Source organism: Streptococcus pseudopneumoniae (assembly GCF_038148935.1).
Lineage (GTDB): Bacteria > Bacillota > Bacilli > Lactobacillales > Streptococcaceae > Streptococcus > Streptococcus pseudopneumoniae_U.
Genome location: NZ_JBBJZX010000020.1, coordinates 1 through 25551, shown reverse-complemented (window position 1 = coordinate 25551; position 25551 = coordinate 1). Strand labels below are relative to the sequence as shown.

Sequence of the window (25551 nt, the reverse complement as noted above, 5' to 3'; positions counted from 1 at the left end):
TGACTGACTTTCTACAACCTCAAAACAGTATTTTGAGCATCCTGTGGCGAACTACCTAGTTTGCTCTTTGATTTTCATTGAGTATTAGAAGTCCCTTTTCTAAAATTTTTGTAGCAAAAAAGGAGATTTTACAACCTCCTCATAAAAATAATTATTTTACCTAAATCTTCAAGAATCTGCGCATGGAAATTCCTGACCCCAGTGAACCAATAAAAATTCCAATCACAAATAGTAAGGCAATCATCAACGGACTAAATAAATCTGGACTAATCATGGATAGATTTTGCCCTACCAACGATTTGTTGACAGATTGGTAAACCATTTGATAAACAATAAAGACTAAAACAGATGGTGCGATAGCTCCCAATAAACCGATAAAGGCTCCTTCTAACAAGAACGGTCCACGAATATAACTGTTTTTAGCTCCAACCAAGCGCATGATTTGAATTTCGCGACTGCGGGAAATAATGGTAATACGAATGGTATTTGAAATCAAGAAAACTGCGACAAAAATTAACAAGGCAGCAATCCCTAGTCCCCAAACACGGATAAATGAAGCTAACTTGAAGAGTCTTTCTGTATTGGCACCGCCATCTTGAACCTCAGAGACACCTTCAATTTTTTTAGCATCTTCGGCTATAGTTTTTACATCATTTGGAGTATTTGCCTCTACAATATAGGCATCATAGAGAGGATTGGCATCTCCTTCAAAGATTTTCCAGTTATCTCCCATTGTCTCGGTTAATTTTTCATATTGTTCTTCCTTACTCGAAAACGTAACACTCTTAACCGTAGACATGTTCTTCAAAGAATCATATACCTTGTGGTAGTCATTATTTGTAACAGTTTGACCTTCTTTTTCAATTGTCTGACTATTATCTTCCACATCCTTTCGGATATAAACTACTACACGGACATTATTTTCAATATCTGTAGCTAGTTTCGCTGTATTGAAAATAACAGATGCAAATATTGCCACCAAGGTCAAAGTAATCATGACTGAACTGACAGCAGCTACTGTCATCCAACCATTTCGTTTCAAACTTTTTAAGGCTTCAAATAAATGGCGAAAAAATCTACTAATCATCGTATCCATACTCTCCTTTTGATTCGTCACGAACGACACGGCCATTTTCAATGGCAATGACACGGTGGCGCAAGGTATTTACAATCTGGCTATTATGAGTCGCCATCAAAATAGTTGTCCCTTGTAGGTTAATCCGTTCCAAGAGATTCATAATTTCCCATGAATTGTCCGGATCCAGGTTTCCTGTTGGTTCATCGGCTATCAGTACTTTGGGATTATTTACAATGGCACGCGCAATCGCAATCCGCTGTTGCTCCCCACCTGAGAGTTCATTTGGGAAAGAACGAACCTTATGCTTCAAGCCAACCAAGTCCAAAACTTCCATCACTCGTTTTTTGATATTACGGCGATTTTCTCCGATTACTTCCATAGCGTAAGCAATATTTTCATAGACCGTTTTCTTTGGCAACAGTTTATAATCCTGGAAGACAACCCCAACACTACGACGTAGAAGCGGGACATCTTTCTTTTTGATCTTAACCAGATTAAAACCAGCAACTGATAGGCTTCCTTTATCGATTTTTACTTCACGATACAGAGAACGAATAAAAGTTGACTTCCCTGCTCCTGAAGGTCCTACGATGTAAGCAAATTCTCCCGGTTGAACGCTGACCGAAACACCGCGTAGGGCAGTCGTTCCGTTGTCGTATTTTTTAACGACATCTCTCATTTCAATAATTGACATGTGACTTCCTTTCTATCTTAGCTAATGCGCCACTTGAGATAGGCATCGATAAAACCATCTAGGTCCCCATCCATAACCTTATCTACCTGAGCAACCTCAAAGCTAGTTCGGTGATCTTTTACCATAGTATAAGGAGTGAAGACATAAGAACGGATTTGGCTTCCCCATGTGATTTCTTTTTTCTCACCCTTGAGAGAATCTACCTCCGCAGCTTTCTTTTCTTGCTCCATTTGATAGAGCTTAGCCTGCAACATCTTCATGGCACGATCTCTATTTCCATACTGGGTACGATCCACTGTCGATTGAACAACAATTCCAGTTGGAATGTGAGTTAAACGTACACCTGTTGAAACCTTATTGACGTTTTGTCCACCGGCACCACCTGAACGGAAGGTATCCATCTTGATGTCATCTTCACGGATTTCCACTTCAATAGTATCATCCAATTCTGGCATCACTTCTACGGATGTGAAAGATGTATGGCGACGTTTGGCAGAGTCGAACGGCGAAATTCGCACCAAACGGTGCACACCCATTTCTGACTTGAGAAGACCATAGGCATTAGGTCCTTCAAATGATAAGGTTACCGACTTAATACCAGCCTCATCACCTGCTTGATAATCCAAGACTTCTACTTTAAAGCCTTTAGCATTACCATAACGAGTATACATCCGAAGCAACATATCGCCCCAGTCCTGCGCCTCAGTACCACCAGAACCTGGATGGATTTCCAAGATGGCATTATTATGGTCATAAGGTTCTGACAAGAGAAGCGTCATCTCGTAACTGGTCATCATCTTATCAAGTTCGGCTAACTGCTCTACCAGTTCTTCTTGAACCGACTCGTCTTCTGCTAAAAAGTCCAATAAAATTTCAACTTCATCCTGCAACTCTTCCATCTTATGGAAGGTATTATAGGTGTTTTTTAATTCATTTAATTCTTGCGACGTTTTTTGGGCCGCGATATTATCGTTCCAAAAATCAGGTTCTGTCATCTTGTTTTCCAAGATGGCAATCTCTTCCTCTAGACCTTCTAGGTCAAAGAGACCCCCTGAAAGAAGCTAATTTTTCACGATTTGCGTCAATTTTTTGACGGATTACTGAAATGTCCATAAATACTCCTTTTTTACATCATTTCATTATAGCATATTTTATCATTTCTTTCCATCTTTTGCTCTAGTCCCTTTTTATGAAAAAAGAAGCCTTTCGGCTTCCCTTCTTACAAGACTTTTGCTGAAGTGCGAGTGATTTCTTCCACTTGAATGCCATTTGCTTCAAATTTTTCTTTCAAGGCTGGTAAATCAATTGATCCATCGATTTGAACTTCGATAATCACCTTACCATCCTTACGCGGAATATTGACTGTATGCGAAATATTCAAATTTTCTTCAACGATTAGAGAAACAATCTTTCCGAGGACACCAACTTCATCTTCCGTAACAAAGCGCACACGAATTCCTTCTTCTCCATAACCAGCAATTTCAAGAAAGGCTTGGAAAACGTCACGGTCCGTAATAACTCCGTATACTTGATGATTATCTACTACAGGCAAAATACCAATCTTGTTTTTCAACATCAGATAAGTTGCATCTTCTAGACTAGCATAGCCTGATACAGTGACAACATCGCGAATCATGACATCTTTTACTTTTGTCTTATTCAGAAGATAATTCATCTCATAGATAGAAAGACTGGTTGCTTTTGATGGACTGGCTTGTGCAATAGTTCCCTCAGTCACCAAACCAACTAATTGATCATTTTCGATAACAGGCAAGCGGTGCAACCCTTGCTCTCTCATCAAATCTGCTGCATGAGATACTGTTGTATCTGGACTAATATAAACTACCTTGCGGGTCATAAAATCTTTAACTGCCATGAGACTTCTCCTTTTCTATTCTTATTCCTATTATACAATCTTTTTGTAAATCTATCAAACGCTTACATTTCTTTTTCAAAATTCAGAAAAGTATGAATAAGCTAGCAAAAAGAGCTCTGAAATCGAGCTCTGTGAATGAAGGATAGGTACGCTTCATTCGATTTTATTTCAATTATCAGAAGCTAACCTTCCAGTGCAGATGAGAATTGCTTCGCAATCTTCATCTACAACCTAAACTAGTCTCCCAGACTATGCGAAGATTGCTTACGCAATCTTCATCTGCCGACTAAAACAATCCACTGGATTCTGATGATTGCTTCGCAATCTTTATCTACAACCTAAACTAGTCTCCCAGACTAGTTTAGCCACCTAGATACGCTTTTCTTACTTCTTCTGATGAGGCGAGTTCTTTTCCTGTTCCTGATAGAACGATTTTTCCTGTTTCCAGTACATAGCCTCGGTCAGAGATTGCGAGTGCCTTATTGGCATTTTGTTCAATCAAGAGGACGGTTGTTCCTTGCTTCTGGATATCTTGAATGATATCAAAAATTTCTTGGATAAAGATTGGGGCAAGTCCCATTGATGGTTCATCTAAAAGTAGAAGTTTCGGTGTTGACATAAGAGCGCGTCCCATGGCAAGCATTTGTTGTTCCCCTCCTGAAAGAGTGGCTGCATCTTGGTTCTTGCGTTCTTCAAGACGTGGGAAACGTGAGAAAACTTTCTTCAAGTTAGCTTGATTTTCTTCACGATTTTTCTTTAAGAAAGCTCCCATTTCTAGATTTTCCATAACAGTCAAGCCAGGGAAGACGTGGCGTCCTTCTGGCACTTGTGAAAGACCACCTGCCACGATTTTTTGAGCTGGCATTTTTTGGATTTCTTGACCTAAAAATTCAATCTTTCCTGAGCTTGGTCGAACCAGACCTGACAAAGTACGGAGAATGGTTGTCTTACCTGCACCATTGGCACCGATAAGGGAAACAACTTCTCCTTCATTAACTTCAAAGCTTACATCACGGACTGCTTGGATCATACCGTAATGCACAGAAAGATTATCAACTTTTAACATAGACATTAGGCTTCACCTCCTAGATAAGCTTCGATAACACGTTTATTGGTCTTAATTTCGTCTGGAGTTCCCTGAGCAATCAAACGACCGTATTCAAGTACGTAGATACGTTCTGTAACTTCCATAACCAGATTCATATCGTGTTCAATCAGCATAATCGTAATCTTAAATTCATCTTTGATACGACGAATTAACTCAGTCAATTCTGCTGTTTCCTGCGGGTTCATACCTGCTGCTGGTTCATCCAAAAAGAGAATTTTAGGTTCCGTAGCGAGGGCACGAACAATTTCCAAACGACGTTGTTGTCCGTAGGCAAGGTTTTTAGCCAGAGTTTCTGCATCACCATCTAAATCAAAGATTTTCAGCAATTCCAAAGCCTTAGCCTTTAATTCTTTTTCACTATTATAAAAAGCTGGTAAGCGTAAGAAACTAGCAAAAACATGCTGTTTGTGATGGTTGCCAAAGGCAATCAAAACATTATCCAAAACTGTTAAATCTTTAAAGAGACGGATATTTTGGAAAGTACGTCCAAGTCCTAAAGAAGCAATCTTATAAGGTGCCTTTCCATTCAAAAGGTGACCATCAAGGGTAACTGTTCCTTCACTTGGTTCATAAACACCCGTCAAGAGGTTGAAAAGGGTAGTTTTACCAGCTCCGTTTGGACCGATTAGTCCAACCAATTCCCCTTCGTTCAATTCAAGAGTCACATCTCCAACAGCTGTTAGACCGCCAAAATGTTTGGTTAACTGTTTTACTTCAAGTAATGCCATTAGTTTTGTTCCTCCTTCTTAGATTTTTTAAAGAAACGTGATAGGCTCAATTCCCATGTTCCAAGAAGTCCGCCTGGTCTGAAAATCATTACCAATACCAGGGCCAAAGCGTAGATAATCATACGCACGCTAGCAACATCTTGGAGAAGCATATTCAAAATTCCAAGGACAATAGCTGAAACAATCGCACCTGTAATGGAACCAAGTCCACCAAATACAACAATAATCAAAACGTTGATTGAGTTGATGAAAGTGTAATCTTTCGGTACAACAGAGCCGATAAATCCTGCCTGAAGTGATCCTGCAATACTTGCAGTAATAGCACCAAAGACAAAAGCAATAATTTTAATTTTAGTCGTATTAACCCCAACTGACTCTGCAGCAATTTCATCCTCACGAACAGATAGGGTTGAACGACCAATTGGACTACGCAAGAAGTTCAAGGTTGCAATGGTTGTAATCACGACAAATAAGTAAACCATTGGCCAAGTTGTAAAGTTAGGAATTCCCAAGATACCTGCCGCACCATTTGTAAGGCTTCCACCATTGATGATAAAGATACGAATAATTTCAGAAACACCTAGAGTCGCTACCGCAAGATAGTCTCCCTTCAAACGCAAGGTTGGAATTCCGACAAGTAAGGCAACTGCTCCTGAAAGCAAAGCACCTACCAGCATAGCTCCAAAGAAAGCACCGTAAGTTGGTGATTTAGAACCAATAATCGCTGCTGCATAGGCACCAATCGCCATGAAACCAGCATGCCCAAGTGAAAATTGTCCTGAAAAACCAACGATTAAGTTGAGACCAACAGCCAGAATAATATTAATTCCAATTTGTTGTAAAATCTGTACATAGAATAGATTGAGTACTCCGACTGAAACCAGTACACTAATCAAGCCATAACCAGCTAACAAAAGGAGTAACCATAGAATATTAACTTTTAAATTTTCCTTCATCGCTTACACCTTCTCTTTCACATTTTTACCAAGGATACCAGCTGGGCGGACAATCAAGATTAACAATAAGATTCCATAAACAATGGCATCACGGAAGTCTGACATCCCAAAGGCTGTCGCAAAGGTTTCCAATAGACCAATGACAAATCCACCAAGAGCCGCACCAGGAATGATTCCGATACCACCAAGTACCGCGGCAACGAAAGACTTAAGACCTGGAGTAACTCCCATCAAAGGCTCAAGAGAGTTATAATAGAGGGCAATCAGAACACCAGCCGCACCCGCAAGAGCTGAACCCAAAGCGAAGGTAAAGCTGATAGTACGGTTTACATTGATCCCCATCAATTGCGCTGCATCGCTATCTACAGATACAGCACGCATAGCTTTCCCCATCTTTGTCTTTTGAACAATGACCTGTAACAAAATCATCAAAATCAAGGAAATTGCCAAGATCATTAACTGAACGTTTGTTAAGCTAATTGGTCCCAAATCATAGCGCACTGTTTGAATCGCTTGAGGGAAGGCACGAGTATTAGCACCAACCAGATAGACCATCCCATACTCTAATAGGAAGGAAACCCCAATAGCTGTAATCAAAACAGCAATACGAGTAGAGTGACGCAAAGGTCGGTAAGCAAGGAACTCAATCACAACACCAAGAATGGCTGTCGCTAGCATAGCTACAATAAGAGCTACAAAGAAATTCATTTGGAAAGAATTAATCAAGAAATAACCGATAAAGGCTCCCATCATATAAATATCACCGTGGGCGAAGTTGATGAGCTTGATAATTCCGTAAACCATGGTATATCCTAGGGCTAACAGCGCATAAACACTACCTAGAATCAAACCATTTACTAGTTGTTGGAGCATAAGATTCACTCTTTCTATTTATAATTTCGAGGGTTTTCCCTCATTTTTTGATAGGTTCTTAAACATCGAAACAGGGAGTGAGTCCGAGGCTCATTCCCTATTTCAACATTTTCTATTATGGTTTTACAACTTCTGCTGCTTCAACCTTACCATTGTTCATGGTCATCATGTAAGCAGTTTTGACTGTGTTGTGGTCTGCATCGAAGCTTGTTTGACCAGTTACACCTTCAAAGTCTTTTGTTTTAGCAAGGTTATCCTTGATTTCACCAGAGTTTTTAGCACCTTTTGCTGCGTTTGCTACAAGGTGAACTGAGTCATAAGCCAAGGCTGCAAATGTTGAAGGCTCTTCGTTGTACTTAGCACGGTAAGCATCAAGGAAAGCTTTTGCTTTAGCTGAAACTTCTACAGTAGTTGAGAAGCCTGAGATAAAGTAGATGTTTGATGCTTTTTCAGCAGTTGCTTGTTGCACAAACTCTTCACCATTGAATCCATCACCACCAACGATTGGTTTGTCAATTCCCATACCACGCGCTTGGTTTACAATTTTACCAGCTTCAGTGTAGTAACCAGGAACAATGATTGCATCAAAGTCTTTCCCTTTCATTTTTGTAAGGGCTGCTTGGAAGTCTGTGTCACCTGCTACGAAAGTTTCATCTGCAACGATTTCACCCTTATATGACTCGCGGAAAGATTTAGCGATACCTTTAGCATAGTCACTGGCATTGTCAGTGTAAAGAACGACTTTCTTAGCGTTTAATTTTTCAGAAACATAGTTTGAGATAATTTTTCCTTGGAAGCTATCTTGGAAAGTTCCGATAAAGAGGTAATCTTGACCTTTAGTCAATCCATCTTGAGTCGCACTTGGTGAGATTAATGGAACACCTGCTTTTGTAGCGTTCGCTACCGCAGCTGCAGTTGCACCAGATGTCGCAGGTCCTACGATTGCTGATACTTTAGATTGGGTTACAAGGTTAGTTGTAACTGAAGCCGCCTCAGCTGTTTCAGACTTGTTATCTTTATCAACTACTTCGATTTGTTTTCCATCGATACCACCTGCTGCATTGATTTCATCAACGGCAAGTTGGGCACCTTTTTGTTCAGATGTTCCGTAGGCAGCTACGGCACCAGTTTCTTCGAAGTTAAATCCGATTTTGATTGTCTTTTCATCTACTGAGTTACCAGCAGCGTTTGACGCTCCAGACTTCACTTCTCCACAGGCTGCAAGAAGTGCTACACTTGCAAGTGCCACAAATGATAGGGCAAATTTTTTCTTCATCTTTTTTGTCTCCTTATTTCTTAAATAAATAGCATGTTAAGAATATACCGAATTATCAGAAAATTGTCAACACTTTTTTTGAACTTTTTAGATGATAACGTTTTCCTCTCGATAAAGATTGCCCACAAAAGGTGTTTCCAACTCTTGGATATGACAAGCTCTGACTTTTTTAATAAATTTTTCCTTGCTCAATCGCCCAACCAATTGCTCCACTTCTTGAGTTGGAACATAGAGCTGCAAGTAGCGATGTTTCTTGGAATGATAGGTAATATCTCCATAATCCTGCAGTTTTTTTGCATCACGATTATAGTAAAGATAGATAATCAAGCCAGATCGATTGACTTTTTCAAACATGGTAAATCCTCTTTCTAAGAAATCTCTCCCTATTATACCAAAAAAAGCAAACCCAGTCGAGTTTGCCTTCTATCATCATTAATTCAATGAATTGTTGGCCATGATTTCATCAATAAAGCCATATTCAAGTGTTTCTTGAGCACTCATCCAGTTATCGCGTTCTGCATCTGCATGAACTTTTTCGATTGACTGACCTGAATTTTCAGCCAAGATTTTTTCTAAGGTATTACGAGTTTTGAGCAAGTGTTCTGCAGCAATTGCCATATCGGTTTGTTGAGTACCACCACCTGTACCACCCATTGGTTGGTGGATCATGTACTCAGCATTTGGAAGCATGAAACGTTTGCCTTTTGCTCCACTTGATGCAATGACTGTACCCATAGATGCAGCCATTCCCATAACGATGGTTTGGACATCTGCCTTAATAAAGTTCATAGTATCAACGATTGCCAAACCAGCTGAAACGGAACCACCAGGTGTATTGACATAAAGGTAAATATCTTTTGTACTATCTTGGGCATCCAAGAAAAGCAACTGGGCAATAACTGAGTTAGCCATATTGTCTTCAACGGGGCCTGTCAGCATAATGATGCGGTCTTTGAGAAGACGTGAGTAAATATCGTAGGAACGTTCTCCACGGCTTGTTTGTTCAATAACTACAGGAATCATTCATTTCTCCTTTTGAGTTTTAATTTTGTTGGTCAAATGACTGAAGATAAGACTATTATAATATCTTGGTCAAAAAAGGTCAAATTTTTGCTCTGCTTTCATTAGACAGAAACAAAAACCCAACCTCCTTTCGTGACTGGAAATACTTTTCCAAGTCAATCTTCTTTTCGATCTTATTTTGTACCGAACAAGCGGTCTCCAGCATCTCCAAGACCTGGAACGATATAACCGTGTTCGTTCAAGCGTTCATCCAAGGCTGCTGTAAAGATTTCTACATCTGGATGAGCTTCTTGCAGAGCTTTTACACCTTCTGGAGCAGATACAAGGCAGACAAATTTGATATTTGATGCGCCACGTTTTTTAAGAGAATCAACAGCCAAGATTGCTGAACCACCTGTTGCCAACATTGGGTCTACGACAAAAATTTGACGTTGGTCAATGTCCTCAGGCAATTTCACCAAGTATTCAACTGGTTGAAGTGTTTCTTCATCACGGTACATACCGATATGGCCAACTTTAGCAGCTGGAACCAAGCTCAAGAGCCCATCAACCATCCCGATACCTGCACGCAAGATTGGAACGATGGCCAATTTCTTACCTGCCAATTGTTTTTGAACTGTTTTTGTAATTGGTGTTTCGATTTCCACATCTTCTAGTGGAAGATCACGAAGTACTTCATACCCCATCAACATTGCAATCTCATCTACTAGCTCACGAAAAGCTTTTGTAGAAGTATCTGTACGACGCAAGATTGACAATTTGTGTTGAATCAGCGGGTGATTAATAACTTCAATTTTTCCCATTTTTGGAATTCCTTCTTTCAATTTATTCTTCTTATTATACCAAAAAATGGTTTAAAAATCTTTCTAAACCATTTATTTTTGATAATTTTTACATTAAATCTGCCTCTTTAAGAGCTCCCTGTACTGTCTCAAGTGGTAGATGGGTCAATTCTGTTCCCTTTTCTTGATAAAGGTATTGGGCGTAGTCGTCCATTCGGTACTGGTTAATATAAACCACGCGCTTACAGCCGACCTGAAGCAATTGTTTTGTACAGTTCAGACAAGGAAAATGGGTTACATAGGCCGTAAAACCTTTAGGAACACCACGTTCTGCACCTTGGAGAATGGCATTGACCTCAGCGTGAAGGGTGCGAACACAGTGGCCTTCGATGACCAGACATTCGTGATCAATACAATGCTCGGTCCCTGACACCGAACCATTATAACCAGTGGAAATAACCTTATTATCTTTTACCAGAATCGCGCCCACTTTGGCACGTTTACAAGTGGAACGATTGGCAATTAGTAGGGCTTGGGCTGCAAAATACTCATCCCATGCCAGTCTTTTTTCAGTCATATCTCTTCTCCTTTTTCTCTATTTTTTAAAAAATGGTAACCGTAAATCTGCAATCTTTTCAGCTGGTACCTTCATGCCATCCTTGATCCATTTTAAAAGGACAGAGACGATGGCTGAACTCCAGAAGGAATGAAGATAAGAGCTGACACCTTTTGATTTTCCATGGTATTTTTCTAGAAATTCCTGCATGGCTTGGACAAAGATTTTTTCCAGATGATAATCTAAGGCCAGTTGAATCACTCTGGCTTCCTTTCTTGCCTCCCTGAAAAGGTGAACCCAGACCAGATAAAGGTCTGTCTTTAGATCGTAATGATGCAGCTGTTCCATAATATTGTGGACAGTTCGTTTAAAGACGCTTTCTAAAATCTCCTCTTTGGAATCATAATTGCGATAAAAGGCCGCACGAGAAACGCCTGCACGTTTGACCAATTCAGAAATACTAATCTTGGTCAAGTCCTTTTTTTCCAAGAGTTGCAAGAGGGCTGTTTCGATGGCTTCTCTAGTTAATAAATTGGATTCTTGGTTTGATTTTCTGAGATTTTCAAGAGACTTTTCAGAGATTCTACGTTCAGACATAACATTTTCTTTCTACTTGTCACAACAGACGGATGAGGCTTTTGTTTCAAGGGCTTTCATGATATAATTGTAAAAAAAGACAGAACCTTTGTCAATGTATAACTGACAAAGATGGAGAATTTCTATGACTTGGAAGATTATTGCTGACTCTGGTTGTGATTATCGTCAGCTAGCAACACCAGCTATTGACACGACCTTTGTAAGTGTCCCCTTAACCATTCAAGTAGCTGATCAGGTCTTTGTTGATGATGATAGTCTCGATATTGACCAAATGATGGAAACCATGTATGCAACTGCAGAAGCTTCAAAATCAGCTTGTCCAAGCCCAGATGATTATTTGCGAGCATTTGAAGGTGCCAAAAACATTTTCTTGGTAACCATCACTGGTACTCTTTCTGGCAGCCACAATAGTGCTCAACTGGCTAAGAATATTTATCTGGAAGAACATCCTGATACTAAAATTCATGTAATTGATAGTTTGTCTGCTGGTGGGGAAGTTGACTTGCTCGTAGAAAAATTAAATGACTTGATTGACCAGGGTCTATCTTTTGAAGAAGTCGTTGAAGCTATCACTGCTTATCAAGAAAAAACCAAGTTGCTCTTTGTCCTAGCCAAAGTAGATAACTTGGTGAAGAACGGCCGTTTGAGTAAGCTTATCGGTACAGTCGTTGGCCTTCTCAACATCCGTATGGTTGGAGAAGCTAGTGAAACCGGAACCCTCGAATTGCTACAAAAAGCACGAGGAGCAAAGAAATCGATTCAGGCAGCCTATGAAGAGTTAGTGAAAGCAGGATATGCTGGTGGTCGTATTGTCATGGCTCAACGCAATAACGAGAAATGTTGCCAACAGCTCTCAGAGCGAATTCGCGAAACCTTCCCACAAGCGGATATTAAGATTCTCCCAACCTCTGGTCTCTGCAGTTTCTATGCAGAAGATGGCGGTTTGCTGATGGGATATGAAATTGATTAATTGCATTCTTGACAAGAGGTGACCATCATCTCTTGTTTTTTTGTGGTACAATAGAGCTATGAAACATTTTGATACTATTGTCATCGGTGGGGGACCTGCTGGTATGATGGCTACAATTTCCAGTAGCTTTTATGGTCAGAAAACCCTCCTCATCGAAAAAAATCGGAAACTTGGAAAAAAATTAGCTGGAACTGGTGGGGGACGTTGCAATGTCACCAACAATGGTAGCTTGGACGATCTGCTAGCTGGCATCCCTGGAAATGGGCGCTTTCTCTACAGTGTCTTCTCTCAGTTTGATAACCATGATATCATTAATTTTTTTACAAAAAATGGTGTTAAACTTAAGGTCGAAGACCACGGCCGCGTCTTTCCAGCCAGTGACAAGTCTCGGACTATTATCGAAGCCTTGGAAAAGAAAATCATTGAGCTCGGTGGTCAAGTTGCTACTCAAACGGAAATTGTTTCGGTTAAAAAAATAGACAACCAGTTTGTCCTTAAGTCCGCAGACCAAACTTTCACTTGTGATAAACTCATTGTCACAACTGGTGGTAAATCTTATCCTTCGACTGGTTCTACTGGGTTTGGTCACGAGATTGCCCGTCATTTTAAACACACCATTACCGAACTTGAAGCCGCTGAAAGTCCTTTGTTGACAGATTTTCCACACAAGGCCTTGCAGGGAATTTCATTGGACGATGTGACCTTAAGTTATGGTAAGCATGTCATCACTCACGATCTGCTCTTTACCCACTTTGGTTTGTCAGGCCCTGCTGCCCTGCGTATGTCCAGCTTTGTCAAGGGTGGGGAAGTTCTCTCACTCGATGTTTTGCCTCAACTTTCTGAGGAGGGCTTGGTTGTTTTTTTAGAAGAGAATCGGGAAAAATCCTTGAAAAACGCTTTAAAAACTTTATTACCTGAGCGCTTGGCAGAATTTTTTGTTCAAAGCTATCCTGAAAAAGTCAAACAACTGACTGAAAAGGAACGTGAAAAACTTGTCCAGTCTATCAAGGCTCTCAAAATCCCTGTAACTGGCAAAATGTCCCTTGCTAAATCCTTTGTTACCAAGGGTGGCGTCAGTCTTAAGGAAATCAACCCTAAAACCCTTGAAAGTAAGCTGGTACCTGGCCTCCACTTTGCTGGCGAAGTCATGGATATCAATGCCCACACGGGTGGTTTTAACATCACTTCAGCCCTCTGTACCGGCTGGGTGGCAGGATCAAATCTAATCTAAATATACATTACTCAATGGAACAATCTACCCCAAAAGAAAGGAAGTCCTTTGGAACATATTATCTTGTTAAGGGGAGTTACTCCTAATGGAAAAAATGCTATCCCGAAAATGTCTTATCTAGTAGATATCTTGACAGAAGCTGGTTTTCAACAAGTTCGAACTTATATTCAAAGTGGAAATATTATTCTTGAAAGTAACTTAGCTCTCGAAACAATACGAGAACGTGTTCATACTCTAATAAAGGAAAAGATTGGAGCCAATCTCAAAATAATCATTAAGAATAAGGATATTTTTAAAAACATTGTCCAAGAAAATCCGTTTAGAGAACACTATCTTTATGACCGTGTACACGTGATTTTTTATCAAGAAGCTATTCAAAGTCTCCCTTTAGAAAAATTAAAAATTGATTACAGCGAAGAAGAAATTTGTGTCGGTAACCACTGTCTCTATCTCTATCTCCCTAGAACTGCAAAACGAAAAAAGCTCAGTACTAACTATCTTGAAAAGCTTTTCAATGTAGATTTGACCATGCGAAAACTAAATGTAGTAGAAAAATTATTAAGCAAGTAGTGCTTGAATTTAGAAAAAATCGGAAGATCACTCCTCCGATTTTATTTTGTCTGATTTTGGACATAGTGGGCAATCACATCTGATGTGTACTGGGCTGTTCCAGATCCAAATTTGTCAATGTTTTCCTTAAATTCTGGGTTATAGACGTAGCCTTTACCGATATGACCGAATACCTCAATAGAGCAGTCAAATCCATAAGTACGAATGGCTTGCAAGAGTTTAGCAGCTTCTTCTTGGTTTTCTGTTGCTGTTACAGGTAGACCAGCTTGAAGATTTTGTGACAAGGCTTGAAAAACTTGGTTGAAGGCAGCCGTAGCCTCGTCTTCGTGACCTTTCTGGCGCTCCAGCGCTTGGTCCATGACTTCTTGTCCATATTTCTCTACCGCCTCTTGGTGGTATTTTTGATGGTCTTGGTAGTCAAATCCAGCAAATTTCTCTTGAATGCTCATTTCTCTTTCTCCTTTTTGTTCTTGAATAGTTTTCTGCAAGGTGGAAATCAAGGTATCCAGATGTTGCCTTTCTCGAGTCAAATAGTCCAACTGTCTGGTCAAGTGGGGCAATAAATCAGTCCTTTCTTCCTTTAATAGCTCTGCTATTTTTTCTAAAGAAAAACCTAGATACTTGTAATAAAGAATGACCTGAAGGCGTTCCAAATCCTCCTGACTGTAGGTTCGATAGCCGTTTTCCGACTTTAAAGGAACCAAAAGTCCTATCTTATCGTAGTGGTGCAGGGTCTTGACGGAGACGCCCGAAAGCTGCGCAGCTTCTTTTATATGGTACATGATTTCCTCCTTACAATGATAGTATAACCCCTCCCCTTAGGTCAGAGTCAAGCGTTTTTGCGAAATTTTTTACTTTATCATAACATGAAAATGGTTTTCTTGACAGACCTTAGAAAACATGATAGGATAGTCAAGTCTATCAATCAAAAGAAACGCTCACTTTGAGTACTGATGAGGCTAGTTGCCAAGGGCAGTAGCTTTTTCTTTTGTAACACTAATTTTAGGAGTTTAACTATGTCTGAAAAATCGCAATGGGGTTCTAAACTGGGCTTTATCCTAGCATCTGCTGGTTCAGCTATCGGACTTGGTGCCGTTTGGAAATTCCCCTATATGACTGCTGCTAACGGTGGAGGAGGCTTTTTACTGGTCTTTCTCATTTCCACTATTCTAATCGGTTTCCCCCTATTGCTGGCTGAATTTGCTCTCGGCCGAAGTGCTGGTGTCTCAGCTATCAAAACCTTTGGAAAACTGGGCAAGAATAGCAAGTACAACTTTATCGGTTGGATTGGTGCCTTTGCCCTCTTTATCCTCTTATCTTTCTATAGTGTTATTGGGGGATGGATTCTGGTTTATCTAGGCATTGAGTTTGGAAAATTGTTCCAAATTGGTGGAACGGGGGATTATGCTCAGTTATTTACTTCAATCATTTCAAATCCAGCCATTGCCCTAGGAGCTCAAGCAGCCTTTATCCTATTGAATATCTTCATTGTATCACGTGGTGTTCAAAAAGGGATTGAAAGAGCTTCGAAAGTCATGATGCCTCTGCTCTTTATCATCTTTGTAGTGATCATTGGGCGCTCTCTCAGCTTGCCAAATGCCATGGAAGGCGTTCTCTACTTCCTTAAACCAGACTTTTCAAAACTGACCAGTGCTGGTCTCCTATATGCTCTGGGACAATCTTTCTTTGCCCTCTCACTAGGGGTTACAGCCATGCTGACCTATGCTTCTTATTTGGATAAGAAAACCAATCTAGTCCAGTCAGGAATTTCTATCGTAGCAATGAACATCTCGGTGTCCATCATGGCAGGTCTAGCCATTTTCCCTGCTATGTCAGCCTTCAACATCCAATCTGAAGGTGGACCAAGCCTGCTCTTTATCGTCTTGCCTCAACTCTTTGACAAGATGCCTTTTGGAACCATTTTCTACATCCTCTTCCTCTTGCTCTTCCTCTTTGCGACAGTCACTTCCTCTGTCGTGATGCTGGAAATCAATGTGGGCAATATCACCAATCAAGACAACAGCAAGCGTGCTAAATGGAGTGCTATTTTAGGAATCTTGACCTTTGTATTTGGAATTCCTTCAGCCCTATCTTACGGTGTCATGGCGAATGTTCACATCTTTGGGAAGACCTTCTTTGACGCTATGGACTTCTTGGTTTCCAATCTCCTCATGCCATTTGGAGCTCTCTGCCTTTCACTTTTTACAGGCTATATCTTTAAAAAGGCTCTTGCAATGGAGGAACTCCATCTCGATGAAACAGCATGGAAACAGGGACTTTTCCAAGTCTGGCTCTTCCTTCTTCGTTTTATCATTCCAATCATCATCATCGTGGTTTTCATCGCCCAATTTATGTAATCAAAAGGACTTGAGTAGTAAACTCAGGCCCTTTCTTTTTTATGGATGACTAACAATCAATTCCAAACCTTGCCCTTCCAGAGTCCAAGCTTCAACATCACTTGGTAAGATAAAGTGACTACCTTTTTGGATTGGATAGTTTTTTCCGTCAACAGTCAGTTGACCTTGACCAGCTAAAACACTGAATAAGCTGTAGTCAGCTGTCTTTTCGAAGTCAACTTTTCCAGTAATTTCCCACTTGTAAACTGCAAAGAAATCATTGGATACAAGGAGAGTGGAACGCAAATCATCTGCTTTGACAGTCACAGGACGGCTATTTGCAGGCTCACCAATGTTCAAGACATCAATGGATTTTTCAAGATGAAGCTCACGCAAGTTGCCATTATCATCCCTACGGTCAAAGTCATAGACACGGTAGGTTGTGTCACTAGATTGTTGTGTTTCAAGGATTAAAATACCTGCGCCAATAGCATGCATGGTGCCACTTGGCACATAGAAGAAATCTCCAGCCTTAACAGGTACTTTGGTCAACAAATCATCCCAGTTCTTATCCTCGATTTGCTGGTGGAGTTCTTCTTTTGACTTGGCATTGTGACCGTAGATAATCTCTGAACCTTCATCCGCAGCTATGATGTACCAGCATTCTGTTTTTCCGAGTTCGCCTTCATGCTCGAGTCCGTAAGCATCGTCTGGGTGAACTTGGACACTGAGCCAGTCGTTGGCATCGAGAATTTTGGTCAAAAGTGGAAATACAGGCTCTGGACGGTTGCCAAACAATTCACGGTGCTCTGCATATAAAGTAGCCAGGTCTGTTCCCTCGAAACGACCATTGGCAACTTTAGAGACACCATTTGGATGGGCTGAGATAGCCCAATATTCTCCGATTTTTTCACTTGGGATGTCGTAGCCAAACTCATCACGTAGCTTGGTTCCACCCCAGATTTTTTCTTGCATAACTGATTGTAAAAATAATGGTTCTGACATCTTGATCTCCTGTCTGATTTTTCTCCCCTCATTATAGCAAAAAAAGAGTTCCATTTGAACTCTTTTTAACATCTTATAAAGTAGGGAGAAGATTTTGTAAAAATAGTAACGATATACTTTTTTCTTTGATAGAGACGAACATAAAAGACTCTCGTAAAGCTAGCTGTAACTGGACTTTTTCCCTCAACTCTCATTCAAAAATTACTTTAATGAAGCATCTATTTTCATAAAAGAAAAAGACTGAAAGCAGTCTTCTTTTTAAATCAAAGCTGTGATAGCCGTTACTAAACCAAAAACGATACCTGGTGCATTAGCAGCTGCAAGTGGAATATCTCTTTCCCTCTTGAAAAGACCATAGTAAACCCAGAGACTACAGTTGATAGCTGCGACTAGGGGTTGAATGAAGTTGCCTTTTTGACCGGCAAGATTATTCATGATTTGTGGGAAATATGACACATACATCATAACAGACATAAATGTCGCTGCCCAGCCCAACACTTTCATTTGTTTTTCAGACATTTTCAAAACCTCTTTTGTTCTTTTATACTTTCTATTTTATAATTTAATACAAAAACAAGCAAGACTTTAAGAGTTTTATTATAAAAATGTAAACTATCACAGTCTTGTGATAAGAAAAAGACCGGATTGCTCCGATCTGTTTGATCCATAAAATGTAAAAATGAATAGCTATTGTCAATCAATGGATGGACTGATTGATTGTCTGTAAGCCGTGGTTAATGATTGCTGCAATATCTTCAAGACCATGCAAAATAAAATTTCCTACAATCAAACCTATAATAATTGAACAGATAATCATGGTCACACAGATTAGATAAATATCCTTTTTTTGCATCTCTTTCCTCCTACTATCTATTCATGGAGATATTTCAATCCCAAGTTCCAGTGAAATAATAAAATCCACTTACTACAGCTGTTTAAAAAATATTTCTCCTTTCCATATCAATCTTATTTTCTGCTGTTATATTTTTATTATAAGGTTTCAGGAAAGCGTTGTCAACTATTTATATGCAATTTCTTTATATTAAAAAGACCGGATTTCTCCGATCTTTTCAATAGTTCATATTCTCAATTTCTGTTTTAAAAATAGCTAAGGTTAACGTCAAATGACTGAGCTCCTTATTTCATACGATAAAAATCAATCACTAGACCAGCAGGACCTTTAACTAATAAGGACTCTGTTCCCCAATCCGTTTCACAAATACCGTGTAAAATCTCGACACCGATCTCTTTTAAACGTTGGTAATTCTGATTTAGATCCTCAACCTCGATATGAAGAATGATTCCTGACTGAAAATCTTCCAAAGGAATCAAATGATTTTGGGACAACATCAGACAGTGACTGCCAATAGTAAATTGAGCAAAACCATCATCAGCATAATCTGCCTTTTTATCCAAGATATACTCCAAGTCAGCACAAACTTGGGGAACATCTGAAACGATAATATCTAATTGATTTAAATCCATTTACTATCCTCCATAAAAAGACCGGATTGCTCCGATCTTTTCAAGTTTCTCTCTATGAAAATTAAAGAATAAAATCTACAAGTTTTATATTTGATTTTCGGCGAGAGAAATTATTTAATTGCGCGTGATTGCAATCCTTCTTCTTCCAAGAAGAGACGGAATGGTACGAGTTCTTCTGCTTCGTATTTTTCCTTGAAGGCTTTGATTGCTTCTTCTGAGTGTTGTTTTGGATCCAACTCAAGTACTTCTACTGGAAGTGGACGGTGTGGAGTGATGCGAGCATCGATCACAACAGTTTTACCTTCTTTGTTCAATTTAACAGCTTCTGCGACAACTGCATCGATGTCTTCGATACGGTCAACTGTAAATCCAACAGCTCCTTGCGCTTCAGCGATTTTCGCATAGTCAGCATTAGAGAAGTCACAACCAAACAAGTGTTTGTTTGTGTCTTCGTATTTGTCCTTGATGAAGGCATATTTACCATTTGAGAAGACAACGTTGATAACTGGAAGGTCGTATTGAACGTTTGTGATAACGTCTGGGTAGCACATGTTGAATGCACCATCACCCATGATGTTCCATACTTGGCGATCTGGATTGTCTTTCTTAGCAGCGATACCACCAGGAAGGGCAATACCCATTGTCGCAAAGAGTGGAGATGTACGCCACATGTTCTTAGGTGTCATGTGAAGGTGACGAGTAGATGTTTGAGTAGTGTCACCTACGTCGATTGAGTAGATAGCATCTTGATCAGCATGTTTGTTGATTGCATTGTAAACTTGGTACAATTGCAATTCACCCTCAGTTTTACCTTCGAGTTTGTTCATGTAATCACGCCAGTTTTGGTTGTTCTTAACGTTTGCACGCCACCATGGAGTAGATTCAACTGGATTCACTTTGTCAAGGATAGCTTTAGCTGCTTGACCTGCGTCACCAAGGATTGAAGCGTCAAGGGCGTGACGTTTACCAAGTTTGTAAGGGTCAATATCAACTTGGATGAATTTTTCAGTGTTCTTGAATGCTTCGTAAACTTCAGCAAATGGGAAGTTTGAACCAAGGAAAAGAACTGTGTCTGCTTCAAAGACCACTTCGTTGGCTGGTTTCCAACCAACACGGTAAGCAGAACCTGTCAAACCTTCATAGTTCCATTCAAAGGCTTCAAAGTTTTTACCAGTTGTGATGATTGGTGCTTTGATTTTACGTGACAATTCAGTAATCACTTCACCAGCTTTAACACCACCGTAACCAGCATAGATAACTGGACGTTCAGCGTTGTTCAAGATTTCAACAGCTTTGTCGATTTCAACTTCGTTCAAGGCAGGAGCAATGAATGAACGCTCGTATGAACCTGATCCATAGTATGAGTTTTCGTCGATTTCTTGGAAACCAAAGTTTACTGGGATTTCAACAACAGCTGGACCTTTTTTAGAAACTGCAGCACGGCAAGCTTCGTCAATAACTTTTGGCAATTGCTCAGCGTAAGCTACACGTTTGTTGTATACAGCGATACCGTTGTACATTGGGTTTTGGTTCAATTCTTGGAAAGCATCCATGTTGAGTTCGTTAACTGGACGTGATCCAAGGATCGCTAGGAATGGAGTGTTATCCATAGCTGCATCGTAAACACCGTTAATCAAGTGAGTCGCACCTGGACCACCTGAACCAACTGCAACCCCGATTGAGCCACCGAATTTAGCTTGCATAACCGCTGCAAGAGCACCTGTTTCTTCGTGGCGAACTTGCAAGAAGCGGATATCTTTTTCTTCAGCCAAAGCGTCCATCAATGAGCTGAGTGTTCCTGATGGGATACCGTAGATTGTGTCTACGCCCCATGTTTTCAATACGTTAAGCATTGCTGCAGATGCAGTAATTTTCCCTTGAGTCATAGTGATAACTCTCCTTCAATTTTTTTAGATTTGGAGAATACGATTACATAGAATTGGAAACGTTCTCCAAACTTTTACTATTCCACTGTATCATATTTATGTTGACTTTTCTAAAAATCTGCTCAAAACTCTCTATTCTCTATTCTAATACAGTTTTGAAAGTGCTGTCACTCCTGTTTTATAACAAAGAAATCCAGTCATTACTTTTAATCTATTTTACTAAAGTTTAGCAGAAGGGAACTGGTCAAAACAGATACAGAACTAAAGGCCATAGCTAGACCTGCTAGTTCTGGATTGAGGGCCAGTCCAACACCTGAAAAGACTCCTGCTGCTATCGGAATTCCAACGACATTGTAGATAAAGGCCCAGAAAAGATTGAGCAGAATTCTATTAAAGGTTTTCTTACTCATGTCAAAGGCACGAACCACTCCTAAAAGGTTATTGGTTGTCAAAACCAAATCTGCCGACTCTATGGCAATATCTGTTCCAGCTCCCATAGCAATCCCCACATCTGCTACACTGAGCGCAGGAGCATCATTGATACCGTCCCCAACAAAGGCTACTTTGCTAGCCGCTTGTAGTTTATGGATTTCATGGGCTTTTTCTTCTGGCAAAACACCTGCAATGACCTCTTCGATTCCGATTTGATCTGCAATAGCACGCGCCACACCTGCATTGTCTCCTGTCAACATGACTGTTTTAAGGCCACGTTTTTTTAGTTGAGTGATGGCTAGCTTAGCATTTTCCTTAGGGATATCTTGCAAAGCAAGCAAGCCTTTAATTTCATTGTCCACAGCCAAAAACACAACTGTCTTAGCTTCTTTTTCCAGTTCTTCTAGTTTTTCCTGATAAGTGCTTGAAATGTTCAGACCATCCAGCATTTTAGCATTTCCAAGCAGAACTTGTTTTCCATTGATTTGCCCTGAGACACCTTTTCCGTGCAAGGCTTGGAAATTTTCAACAGTTTGTAACTCAAGTCCAGCTTCACTCGCTCGTTTCACAATGGCTTCAGCCAGTGGGTGTTGAGAAGCTTCTTCCAAGGAGGCTGCTAATCCAAGCACTTCTACTTCGTCGCCGATGATATCTGTTACCACAGGCTTCCCTTCCGTCAAAGTTCCAGTCTTATCAAAGACAATAGTTTGGACTTTCTGGATTTCCTGTAGAACCATTCCATTTTTGAGGAGAACTCCCATCTTGGCACTGCGTCCTGTCCCCACCATAAGGGCTGTCGGTGTTGCGAGCCCCAAAGCACAAGGACAGGCGATAATCAAAACTGCCACCGCATAGAGAATAGAAGAGACAAAACTCGCTCCAAGCACGACTACACTATCCCTGAGCAAGACGAACCAAACCCAAAAGGTCACGATTCCTAAAATGACAACTGCTGGGACAAAAATGCCTGAAATTTTGTCCGTCAAGTCCTGAATCGGCGCACGACTTGTCTGAGCTTTCTTCACAAAATCCACAATCTGAGCCAAAACAGTCTCTGAACCAACTTTTTCTGCTCTAAAAACAAGTGTTCCACTATTATTGATGGTTGAACCAATGACGGTATCTCCAACTGTCTTGTCCACAGGCAGACTCTCACCTGTCACCATAGACTCATCAATACTGGAGACACCTTCCACTACGACACCATCAACAGCAATCTTTTCACCGGGACGCACTCGAATCAGGTCACCTACCTTGACTTGGTCCAAGGGGACTTGAACATAGTTATCCTCACGCAAGACTTCTGCAGTTTTAGCCTGCAAGTCAAGTAATTTCTCCACAGCTTGGGAAGTATTTTTCCGCATTTTCTCCTCAAAAACGGCTCCCATAAGAACGAAGAAGAAGATAAATGCAGCACTTTCAAAGTAAACGGGGAGACCAGCGAAGAGGGCAACTAAGCTATAGAAATAGGCCACTAGGGTTCCCAGAGCAACCAAGGTATCCATGTTGGCATTGTGCTTTTTAAAACTAGCCCAAGCACTTTGGATATAAGGACCACCTGCTACTAGCATAATCGGTGTTGTGGCTAAAAAGGTGCCCCAACGCATGACTTGGTGACTAATTCCTCCTGTCGACATCCCAATCATGAGAATCACAAGAGGCACAGTAAAGATACTAGTAATCCAAAAACGCTGTAAAAGTGATAGAGATTTTCGAGTCTTCTCAACTACGGTATAACTCCCCTTTTGCATCTTCATGCCACAAGAAAATTCATGTTGGCCTAATTCTTGAGGTGTAAAACGAATGACTTTCTCCTCATCTACGCCGATTGGTTCTAAGATGCCTTCTTCTTCAAACAGAATTTCCTTATAACAGTTTGAAGGTGTCACACGGTGAAAGGTGATCTCAGCAGGAACTCCTTTTTGCAGTTGAATGTGGGCTGGATGATAGCCTTTGTCTGCCGTGATACGGATTTTTTGAACACCATTTTCAAGACTTGCTTTTACAATTTCAGTCATATCATTCTCCTATTCTACAATCATCTTACCGTGCATCATATTCATGCCACAAGAGAAACCATACTCTCCAGCCTGCTCAGGCGTGATTTCCACTACATACTCTTCACCCATTGGCAGGTCCGCATGTACACCAAAGTCTGGAAAAACAATTTGGTCCAGACAGGGTGACGGGTCCTTACGGTCAAAGACAATGCGGGCTGGCACTGATTTCTTGAGGATAATCAACTCAGGAGTGTAGCCTCCCATGACTTCCACTCGAATCTCTTGGTAGCCCTTTTTTTGCTGGGCCTTTTGTCCAGATTTTTCAGGCTTTTTGAAAAACCAAAACAAGATAAACGCGATAAGGGCAATACAAATAATGGTTACAATACTATTTAACATGACGTCTCCTTTACATACAATTACATTTTACTTCTGTTACAGCACTTGATTTCTTCTTAGAAATCACAGCTTCCAAGTCTTCTAAGTCAGCCAAAGTAAAATCACATTCAGCAATCAAATCAGCCAACAAGTTCTTAATCCTACGAGAACAAACCTTGTCCTTGATATCTTGGACAAGTAAATCCCGACTTTGGTCCAAAGTTAAAAGGGCTGAATAGACAAAGAACTTGCCTTCTTTTTTCCTTGTCAGACACTCTTTCTCAACCAAACGAGCCAAAAGAGTTTGAATGGTTGACTTGGACCAGTCGAACCGCTCTGCCAGAACCCTGATCAAATCCATACTGGTCTGCTCTCCTTGCATCCAAATAATCTTCATGACCTGCCATTCTGCATCTGAAATCTGCATCAGTACACCTCCAAAATCTACATTTGTCAATTACATTCCTTAGTATACTATCAAAGTCTACATTTGTCAATTATAAAATCAATCTTTTCTTCGAAAAATAGAATTTTAATCATTTGAAAAACGATTTGCAGTCAAATATTACTATATAAACAATAAAAATATGCTATACTAAAGAAAAAAGAAAACAACCACTAGGGGTGCGTAAAGCTGAGATTAACGACTGTTAGATCCCTCTGACTCAATCTAGGTAATGCTAGCTGATGGAAGTGGAAATGATAATGGGGACTAGCAGTCTTCTATTGCCTTCCTGAAACAGATTAGCTTGTTCTTAAGAATACAAACTTCAGTTGGTTGGGAGGTTTTAGATGACTTATTTACCCGTTGCTTTGACCATTGCAGGGACTGACCCTAGTGGCGGTGCTGGCATTATGGCTGATTTAAAGTCATTCCAAGCGAGAGATGTCTATGGAATGGCCGTTGTAACCAGTCTTGTCGCTCAAAATACCAGAGGTGTTCAGCTAATCGAGCACGTTTCTCCTCAAATGTTGAAAGCCCAATTGGACAGTGTCTTTTCTGATATTCCACCTCAGGCTGTAAAAACTGGAATGTTGGCAACTACTGACATCATGGAAATCATCCAGCCCTATCTTAAAAAACTGGATTGTCCCTATGTCCTTGATCCTGTTATGGTTGCTACAAGCGGAGATGCCTTGATCGACTCAAGTGCTAGAGACTATCTCAAAACAAACTTACTACCTCTAGCAACGATTATTACGCCAAATCTTCCTGAGGCAGAAGAGATTGTTGGTTTTTCAATCCATGACCCCGAAGACATGCAGCGTGCTGGTCGCCTGATTTTAAAAGAATTTGGTCCTCAGTCCGTTGTTATTAAAGGCGGGCATCTCGAAGGCGGTGCCAAGGATTTCCTCTTTACAAAGGATGAGCAATTTGTCTGGGAAAGCCCACGAATTCAAACCTGTCACACCCATGGTACTGGATGTACCTTTGCTGCAGTGATTACGGCTGAACTAGCCAAGGGGAAAACCCTCTATCAAGCAGTCGATAAGGCCAAGGCCTTTATCACGAAAGCCATCCAAGACGCCCCTCAACTCGGTCATGGTTCTGGTCCAGTCAACCATACAAGCTTTAAAGATTAAAAAAACTCTCTAGTTCCTACTTTAAGGGAATTAGAGAGTTTTTATACTCTTCGAAAATCTCTTCAAACTACGTCAGCTTCTATCTGAAACCTCAAGGCAGGGCTTTGAGCAACCTGCGGCTAGCTTC

Annotated in this window: 28 protein-coding genes and 1 riboswitch; of the genes, 5 read left to right on the top strand and 23 right to left on the bottom strand. The window is 40.5% G+C overall.

Annotation, left to right across the window (positions count from 1 at the left end; all coding sequences use genetic code 11):
- Window positions 1-160: 160 nt before the first annotated feature.
- The 14 genes from ftsX to WKI42_RS03610 form a co-directional block, all read right to left on the bottom strand.
- The gene (gene ftsX / locus WKI42_RS03675) at window positions 161-1087 is read right to left on the bottom strand and encodes a permease-like cell division protein FtsX (RefSeq protein WP_000625541.1); all 927 of its coding nucleotides are present in this window, start codon (window positions 1085-1087) and stop codon (window positions 161-163) included.
- Entirely contained in the window at window positions 1080-1772 is a 693-nt protein-coding gene (gene ftsE / locus WKI42_RS03670; RefSeq protein ID WP_000022265.1) for a cell division ATP-binding protein FtsE, read from the bottom strand. The genes ftsX and ftsE overlap by 8 nt, the downstream gene beginning before the upstream one ends.
- Before the next feature lie 17 nt (window positions 1773-1789).
- A protein-coding gene (prfB, locus tag WKI42_RS03665) for a peptide chain release factor 2 (protein WP_100127798.1) occupies window positions 1790-2885 on the bottom strand; the annotation gives its coding sequence in 2 pieces (ribosomal slippage) (window positions 1790-2812 and window positions 2814-2885; 1095 coding nt in all).
- Window positions 2886-2991: 106 nt separating this feature from the next.
- Window positions 2992-3648, bottom strand: coding sequence for a CBS domain-containing protein (locus WKI42_RS03660; protein ID WP_000268665.1), 657 nt, complete (start codon window positions 3646-3648; stop codon window positions 2992-2994).
- A gap of 361 nt (window positions 3649-4009) precedes the next feature.
- The gene (locus WKI42_RS03655; protein WP_000062200.1) at window positions 4010-4720 is read right to left on the bottom strand and encodes an ABC transporter ATP-binding protein; all 711 of its coding nucleotides are present in this window, start codon (window positions 4718-4720) and stop codon (window positions 4010-4012) included.
- A complete protein-coding gene (locus tag WKI42_RS03650; protein WP_368081208.1) occupies window positions 4720-5484 on the bottom strand; it encodes an ABC transporter ATP-binding protein in 765 nt (254 codons plus the stop codon). Before WKI42_RS03650 ends, WKI42_RS03655 begins: the two co-directional genes overlap by 1 nt.
- Entirely contained in the window at window positions 5484-6440 is a 957-nt protein-coding gene (locus WKI42_RS03645; RefSeq protein WP_049541221.1) for a branched-chain amino acid ABC transporter permease, read from the bottom strand. Before WKI42_RS03645 ends, WKI42_RS03650 begins: the two co-directional genes overlap by 1 nt.
- Window positions 6441-6443: 3 nt before the next feature.
- A complete protein-coding gene (locus tag WKI42_RS03640; RefSeq protein WP_000941421.1) occupies window positions 6444-7313 on the bottom strand; it encodes a branched-chain amino acid ABC transporter permease in 870 nt (289 codons plus the stop codon).
- A 115-nt stretch (window positions 7314-7428) separates the two neighbouring features.
- Complete coding sequence (locus tag WKI42_RS03635; protein ID WP_172924085.1) at window positions 7429-8589, bottom strand: ABC transporter substrate-binding protein; 1161 nt, start codon at window positions 8587-8589, stop codon at window positions 7429-7431.
- An 87-nt stretch (window positions 8590-8676) separates the two neighbouring features.
- Window positions 8677-8943: a YlbG family protein gene (locus WKI42_RS03630; protein ID WP_368081207.1), complete on the bottom strand. Its 267-nt coding sequence runs from the start codon at window positions 8941-8943 to the stop codon at window positions 8677-8679.
- 78 nt (window positions 8944-9021) lie between these two features.
- Window positions 9022-9612, bottom strand: coding sequence for an ATP-dependent Clp protease proteolytic subunit ClpP (gene clpP, locus WKI42_RS03625; RefSeq protein WP_000613475.1), 591 nt, complete (start codon window positions 9610-9612; stop codon window positions 9022-9024).
- A gap of 173 nt (window positions 9613-9785) precedes the next feature.
- Window positions 9786-10415: a uracil phosphoribosyltransferase gene (gene upp, locus WKI42_RS03620; RefSeq protein WP_000515974.1), complete on the bottom strand. Its 630-nt coding sequence runs from the start codon at window positions 10413-10415 to the stop codon at window positions 9786-9788.
- Window positions 10416-10503: 88 nt separating this feature from the next.
- Window positions 10504-10971 (bottom strand): deoxycytidylate deaminase, encoded by a 468-nt coding sequence (locus WKI42_RS03615; protein ID WP_265477975.1) that lies wholly within the window; start codon window positions 10969-10971, stop codon window positions 10504-10506.
- An 18-nt stretch (window positions 10972-10989) separates the two neighbouring features.
- Window positions 10990-11547, bottom strand: a complete 558-nt coding sequence (locus WKI42_RS03610; protein WP_000004136.1) for a TetR/AcrR family transcriptional regulator — start codon at window positions 11545-11547, stop codon at window positions 10990-10992.
- A gap of 124 nt (window positions 11548-11671) precedes the next feature.
- Between WKI42_RS03610 and WKI42_RS03605 the strand changes: the two genes are divergently transcribed.
- The 3 genes from WKI42_RS03605 to WKI42_RS03595 are packed head-to-tail and all read left to right on the top strand — an operon-like array spanning window position 11672 to window position 14318.
- Window positions 11672-12517: a DegV family protein gene (locus tag WKI42_RS03605; protein WP_368081206.1), complete on the top strand. Its 846-nt coding sequence runs from the start codon at window positions 11672-11674 to the stop codon at window positions 12515-12517.
- Between the two features lie 58 nt (window positions 12518-12575).
- On the top strand, window positions 12576-13748 hold the full coding sequence (locus WKI42_RS03600) for an NAD(P)/FAD-dependent oxidoreductase (protein WP_368081205.1): 1173 nt from the start codon (window positions 12576-12578) through the stop codon (window positions 13746-13748).
- Between the two features lie 48 nt (window positions 13749-13796).
- Complete coding sequence (locus WKI42_RS03595) at window positions 13797-14318, top strand: DUF1697 domain-containing protein (RefSeq protein WP_173306776.1); 522 nt, start codon at window positions 13797-13799, stop codon at window positions 14316-14318.
- Between the two features lie 41 nt (window positions 14319-14359).
- On the opposite strand, the gene WKI42_RS03590 is transcribed toward WKI42_RS03595, so the two are convergent.
- Complete coding sequence (locus tag WKI42_RS03590; protein ID WP_173306775.1) at window positions 14360-15100, bottom strand: MerR family transcriptional regulator; 741 nt, start codon at window positions 15098-15100, stop codon at window positions 14360-14362.
- Between the two features lie 234 nt (window positions 15101-15334).
- Here WKI42_RS03590 and WKI42_RS03585 point away from each other — a divergent pair, with 234 nt between their 5' ends.
- Window positions 15335-16675, top strand: a complete 1341-nt coding sequence (locus WKI42_RS03585; protein WP_368081204.1) for a sodium-dependent transporter — start codon at window positions 15335-15337, stop codon at window positions 16673-16675.
- Window positions 16676-16714: 39 nt separating this feature from the next.
- On the opposite strand, the gene manA is transcribed toward WKI42_RS03585, so the two are convergent.
- The 8 genes from manA to WKI42_RS03545 all read right to left on the bottom strand — a co-directional run bounded on the left by manA (window position 16715) and on the right by WKI42_RS03545 (window position 24267).
- Window positions 16715-17659: a mannose-6-phosphate isomerase, class I gene (manA, locus tag WKI42_RS03580; RefSeq protein WP_368081203.1), complete on the bottom strand. Its 945-nt coding sequence runs from the start codon at window positions 17657-17659 to the stop codon at window positions 16715-16717.
- Window positions 17660-17917: 258 nt separating this feature from the next.
- Window positions 17918-18178 (bottom strand): SemiSWEET family transporter, encoded by a 261-nt coding sequence (locus WKI42_RS03575; protein ID WP_173275620.1) that lies wholly within the window; start codon window positions 18176-18178, stop codon window positions 17918-17920.
- Between the two features lie 178 nt (window positions 18179-18356).
- Complete coding sequence (locus tag WKI42_RS03570) at window positions 18357-18512, bottom strand: hypothetical protein (protein WP_173306773.1); 156 nt, start codon at window positions 18510-18512, stop codon at window positions 18357-18359.
- A gap of 284 nt (window positions 18513-18796) precedes the next feature.
- Window positions 18797-19144 (bottom strand): VOC family protein, encoded by a 348-nt coding sequence (locus tag WKI42_RS03565; protein WP_368081202.1) that lies wholly within the window; start codon window positions 19142-19144, stop codon window positions 18797-18799.
- A 110-nt stretch (window positions 19145-19254) separates the two neighbouring features.
- Complete coding sequence (gene spxB / locus WKI42_RS03560) at window positions 19255-21030, bottom strand: pyruvate oxidase (protein WP_112443465.1); 1776 nt, start codon at window positions 21028-21030, stop codon at window positions 19255-19257.
- Between the two features lie 206 nt (window positions 21031-21236).
- Window positions 21237-23480 (bottom strand): heavy metal translocating P-type ATPase, encoded by a 2244-nt coding sequence (locus tag WKI42_RS03555; RefSeq protein ID WP_368081201.1) that lies wholly within the window; start codon window positions 23478-23480, stop codon window positions 21237-21239.
- 9 nt (window positions 23481-23489) lie between these two features.
- Complete coding sequence (locus WKI42_RS03550) at window positions 23490-23861, bottom strand: cupredoxin domain-containing protein (protein WP_000935055.1); 372 nt, start codon at window positions 23859-23861, stop codon at window positions 23490-23492.
- A 10-nt stretch (window positions 23862-23871) separates the two neighbouring features.
- Window positions 23872-24267 carry a CopY/TcrY family copper transport repressor gene (locus tag WKI42_RS03545; RefSeq protein ID WP_368081200.1) on the bottom strand — a complete coding sequence of 132 codons (396 nt, stop codon included), beginning with the start codon at window positions 24265-24267 and terminating at the stop codon, window positions 23872-23874.
- Between the two features lie 183 nt (window positions 24268-24450).
- Window positions 24451-24549, top strand: a riboswitch (TPP riboswitch).
- 83 nt (window positions 24550-24632) lie between these two features.
- On the opposite strand from WKI42_RS03545, the gene thiD reads away from it, so the two are divergent.
- Complete coding sequence (thiD, locus tag WKI42_RS03540; protein WP_368081199.1) at window positions 24633-25424, top strand: bifunctional hydroxymethylpyrimidine kinase/phosphomethylpyrimidine kinase; 792 nt, start codon at window positions 24633-24635, stop codon at window positions 25422-25424.
- Window positions 25425-25551 lie beyond the last annotated feature (127 nt).

Bases quoted from the DNA above. Each gene is read 5' to 3' on its own strand.
- ftsX (WP_000625541.1), bottom strand. From the start codon at position 1,087: ATGATTAGTAGATTTTTTCGCCATTTATTTGAAGCCTTAAAAAGTTTG.
- ftsE (WP_000022265.1), bottom strand. From the start codon at position 1,772: ATGTCAATTATTGAAATGAGAGATGTCGTTAAAAAATACGACAACGGA.
- WKI42_RS03660 (WP_000268665.1), bottom strand. From the start codon at position 3,648: ATGGCAGTTAAAGATTTTATGACCCGCAAGGTAGTTTATATTAGTCCA.
- WKI42_RS03655 (WP_000062200.1), bottom strand. From the start codon at position 4,720: ATGTCTATGTTAAAAGTTGATAATCTTTCTGTGCATTACGGTATGATC.
- WKI42_RS03650 (WP_368081208.1), bottom strand. From the start codon at position 5,484: ATGGCATTACTTGAAGTAAAACAGTTAACCAAACATTTTGGCGGTCTA.
- WKI42_RS03645 (WP_049541221.1), bottom strand. From the start codon at position 6,440: ATGAAGGAAAATTTAAAAGTTAATATTCTATGGTTACTCCTTTTGTTA.
- WKI42_RS03640 (WP_000941421.1), bottom strand. From the start codon at position 7,313: ATGCTCCAACAACTAGTAAATGGTTTGATTCTAGGTAGTGTTTATGCG.
- WKI42_RS03635 (WP_172924085.1), bottom strand. From the start codon at position 8,589: ATGAAGAAAAAATTTGCCCTATCATTTGTGGCACTTGCAAGTGTAGCA.
- WKI42_RS03630 (WP_368081207.1), bottom strand. From the start codon at position 8,943: ATGTTTGAAAAAGTCAATCGATCTGGCTTGATTATCTATCTTTACTAT.
- clpP (WP_000613475.1), bottom strand. From the start codon at position 9,612: ATGATTCCTGTAGTTATTGAACAAACAAGCCGTGGAGAACGTTCCTAC.
- upp (WP_000515974.1), bottom strand. From the start codon at position 10,415: ATGGGAAAAATTGAAGTTATTAATCACCCGCTGATTCAACACAAATTG.
- WKI42_RS03615 (WP_265477975.1), bottom strand. From the start codon at position 10,971: ATGACTGAAAAAAGACTGGCATGGGATGAGTATTTTGCAGCCCAAGCC.
- WKI42_RS03610 (WP_000004136.1), bottom strand. From the start codon at position 11,547: ATGTCTGAACGTAGAATCTCTGAAAAGTCTCTTGAAAATCTCAGAAAA.
- WKI42_RS03605 (WP_368081206.1), top strand. From the start codon at position 11,672: ATGACTTGGAAGATTATTGCTGACTCTGGTTGTGATTATCGTCAGCTA.
- WKI42_RS03600 (WP_368081205.1), top strand. From the start codon at position 12,576: ATGAAACATTTTGATACTATTGTCATCGGTGGGGGACCTGCTGGTATG.
- WKI42_RS03590 (WP_173306775.1), bottom strand. From the start codon at position 15,100: ATGTACCATATAAAAGAAGCTGCGCAGCTTTCGGGCGTCTCCGTCAAG.
- WKI42_RS03585 (WP_368081204.1), top strand. From the start codon at position 15,335: ATGTCTGAAAAATCGCAATGGGGTTCTAAACTGGGCTTTATCCTAGCA.
- manA (WP_368081203.1), bottom strand. From the start codon at position 17,659: ATGTCAGAACCATTATTTTTACAATCAGTTATGCAAGAAAAAATCTGG.
- WKI42_RS03575 (WP_173275620.1), bottom strand. From the start codon at position 18,178: ATGTCTGAAAAACAAATGAAAGTGTTGGGCTGGGCAGCGACATTTATG.
- WKI42_RS03570 (WP_173306773.1), bottom strand. From the start codon at position 18,512: ATGCAAAAAAAGGATATTTATCTAATCTGTGTGACCATGATTATCTGT.
- WKI42_RS03565 (WP_368081202.1), bottom strand. From the start codon at position 19,144: ATGGATTTAAATCAATTAGATATTATCGTTTCAGATGTTCCCCAAGTT.
- spxB (WP_112443465.1), bottom strand. From the start codon at position 21,030: ATGACTCAAGGGAAAATTACTGCATCTGCAGCAATGCTTAACGTATTG.
- WKI42_RS03555 (WP_368081201.1), bottom strand. From the start codon at position 23,480: ATGACTGAAATTGTAAAAGCAAGTCTTGAAAATGGTGTTCAAAAAATC.
- WKI42_RS03550 (WP_000935055.1), bottom strand. From the start codon at position 23,861: ATGTTAAATAGTATTGTAACCATTATTTGTATTGCCCTTATCGCGTTT.
- WKI42_RS03545 (WP_368081200.1), bottom strand. From the start codon at position 24,267: ATGCAGATTTCAGATGCAGAATGGCAGGTCATGAAGATTATTTGGATG.
- thiD (WP_368081199.1), top strand. From the start codon at position 24,633: ATGACTTATTTACCCGTTGCTTTGACCATTGCAGGGACTGACCCTAGT.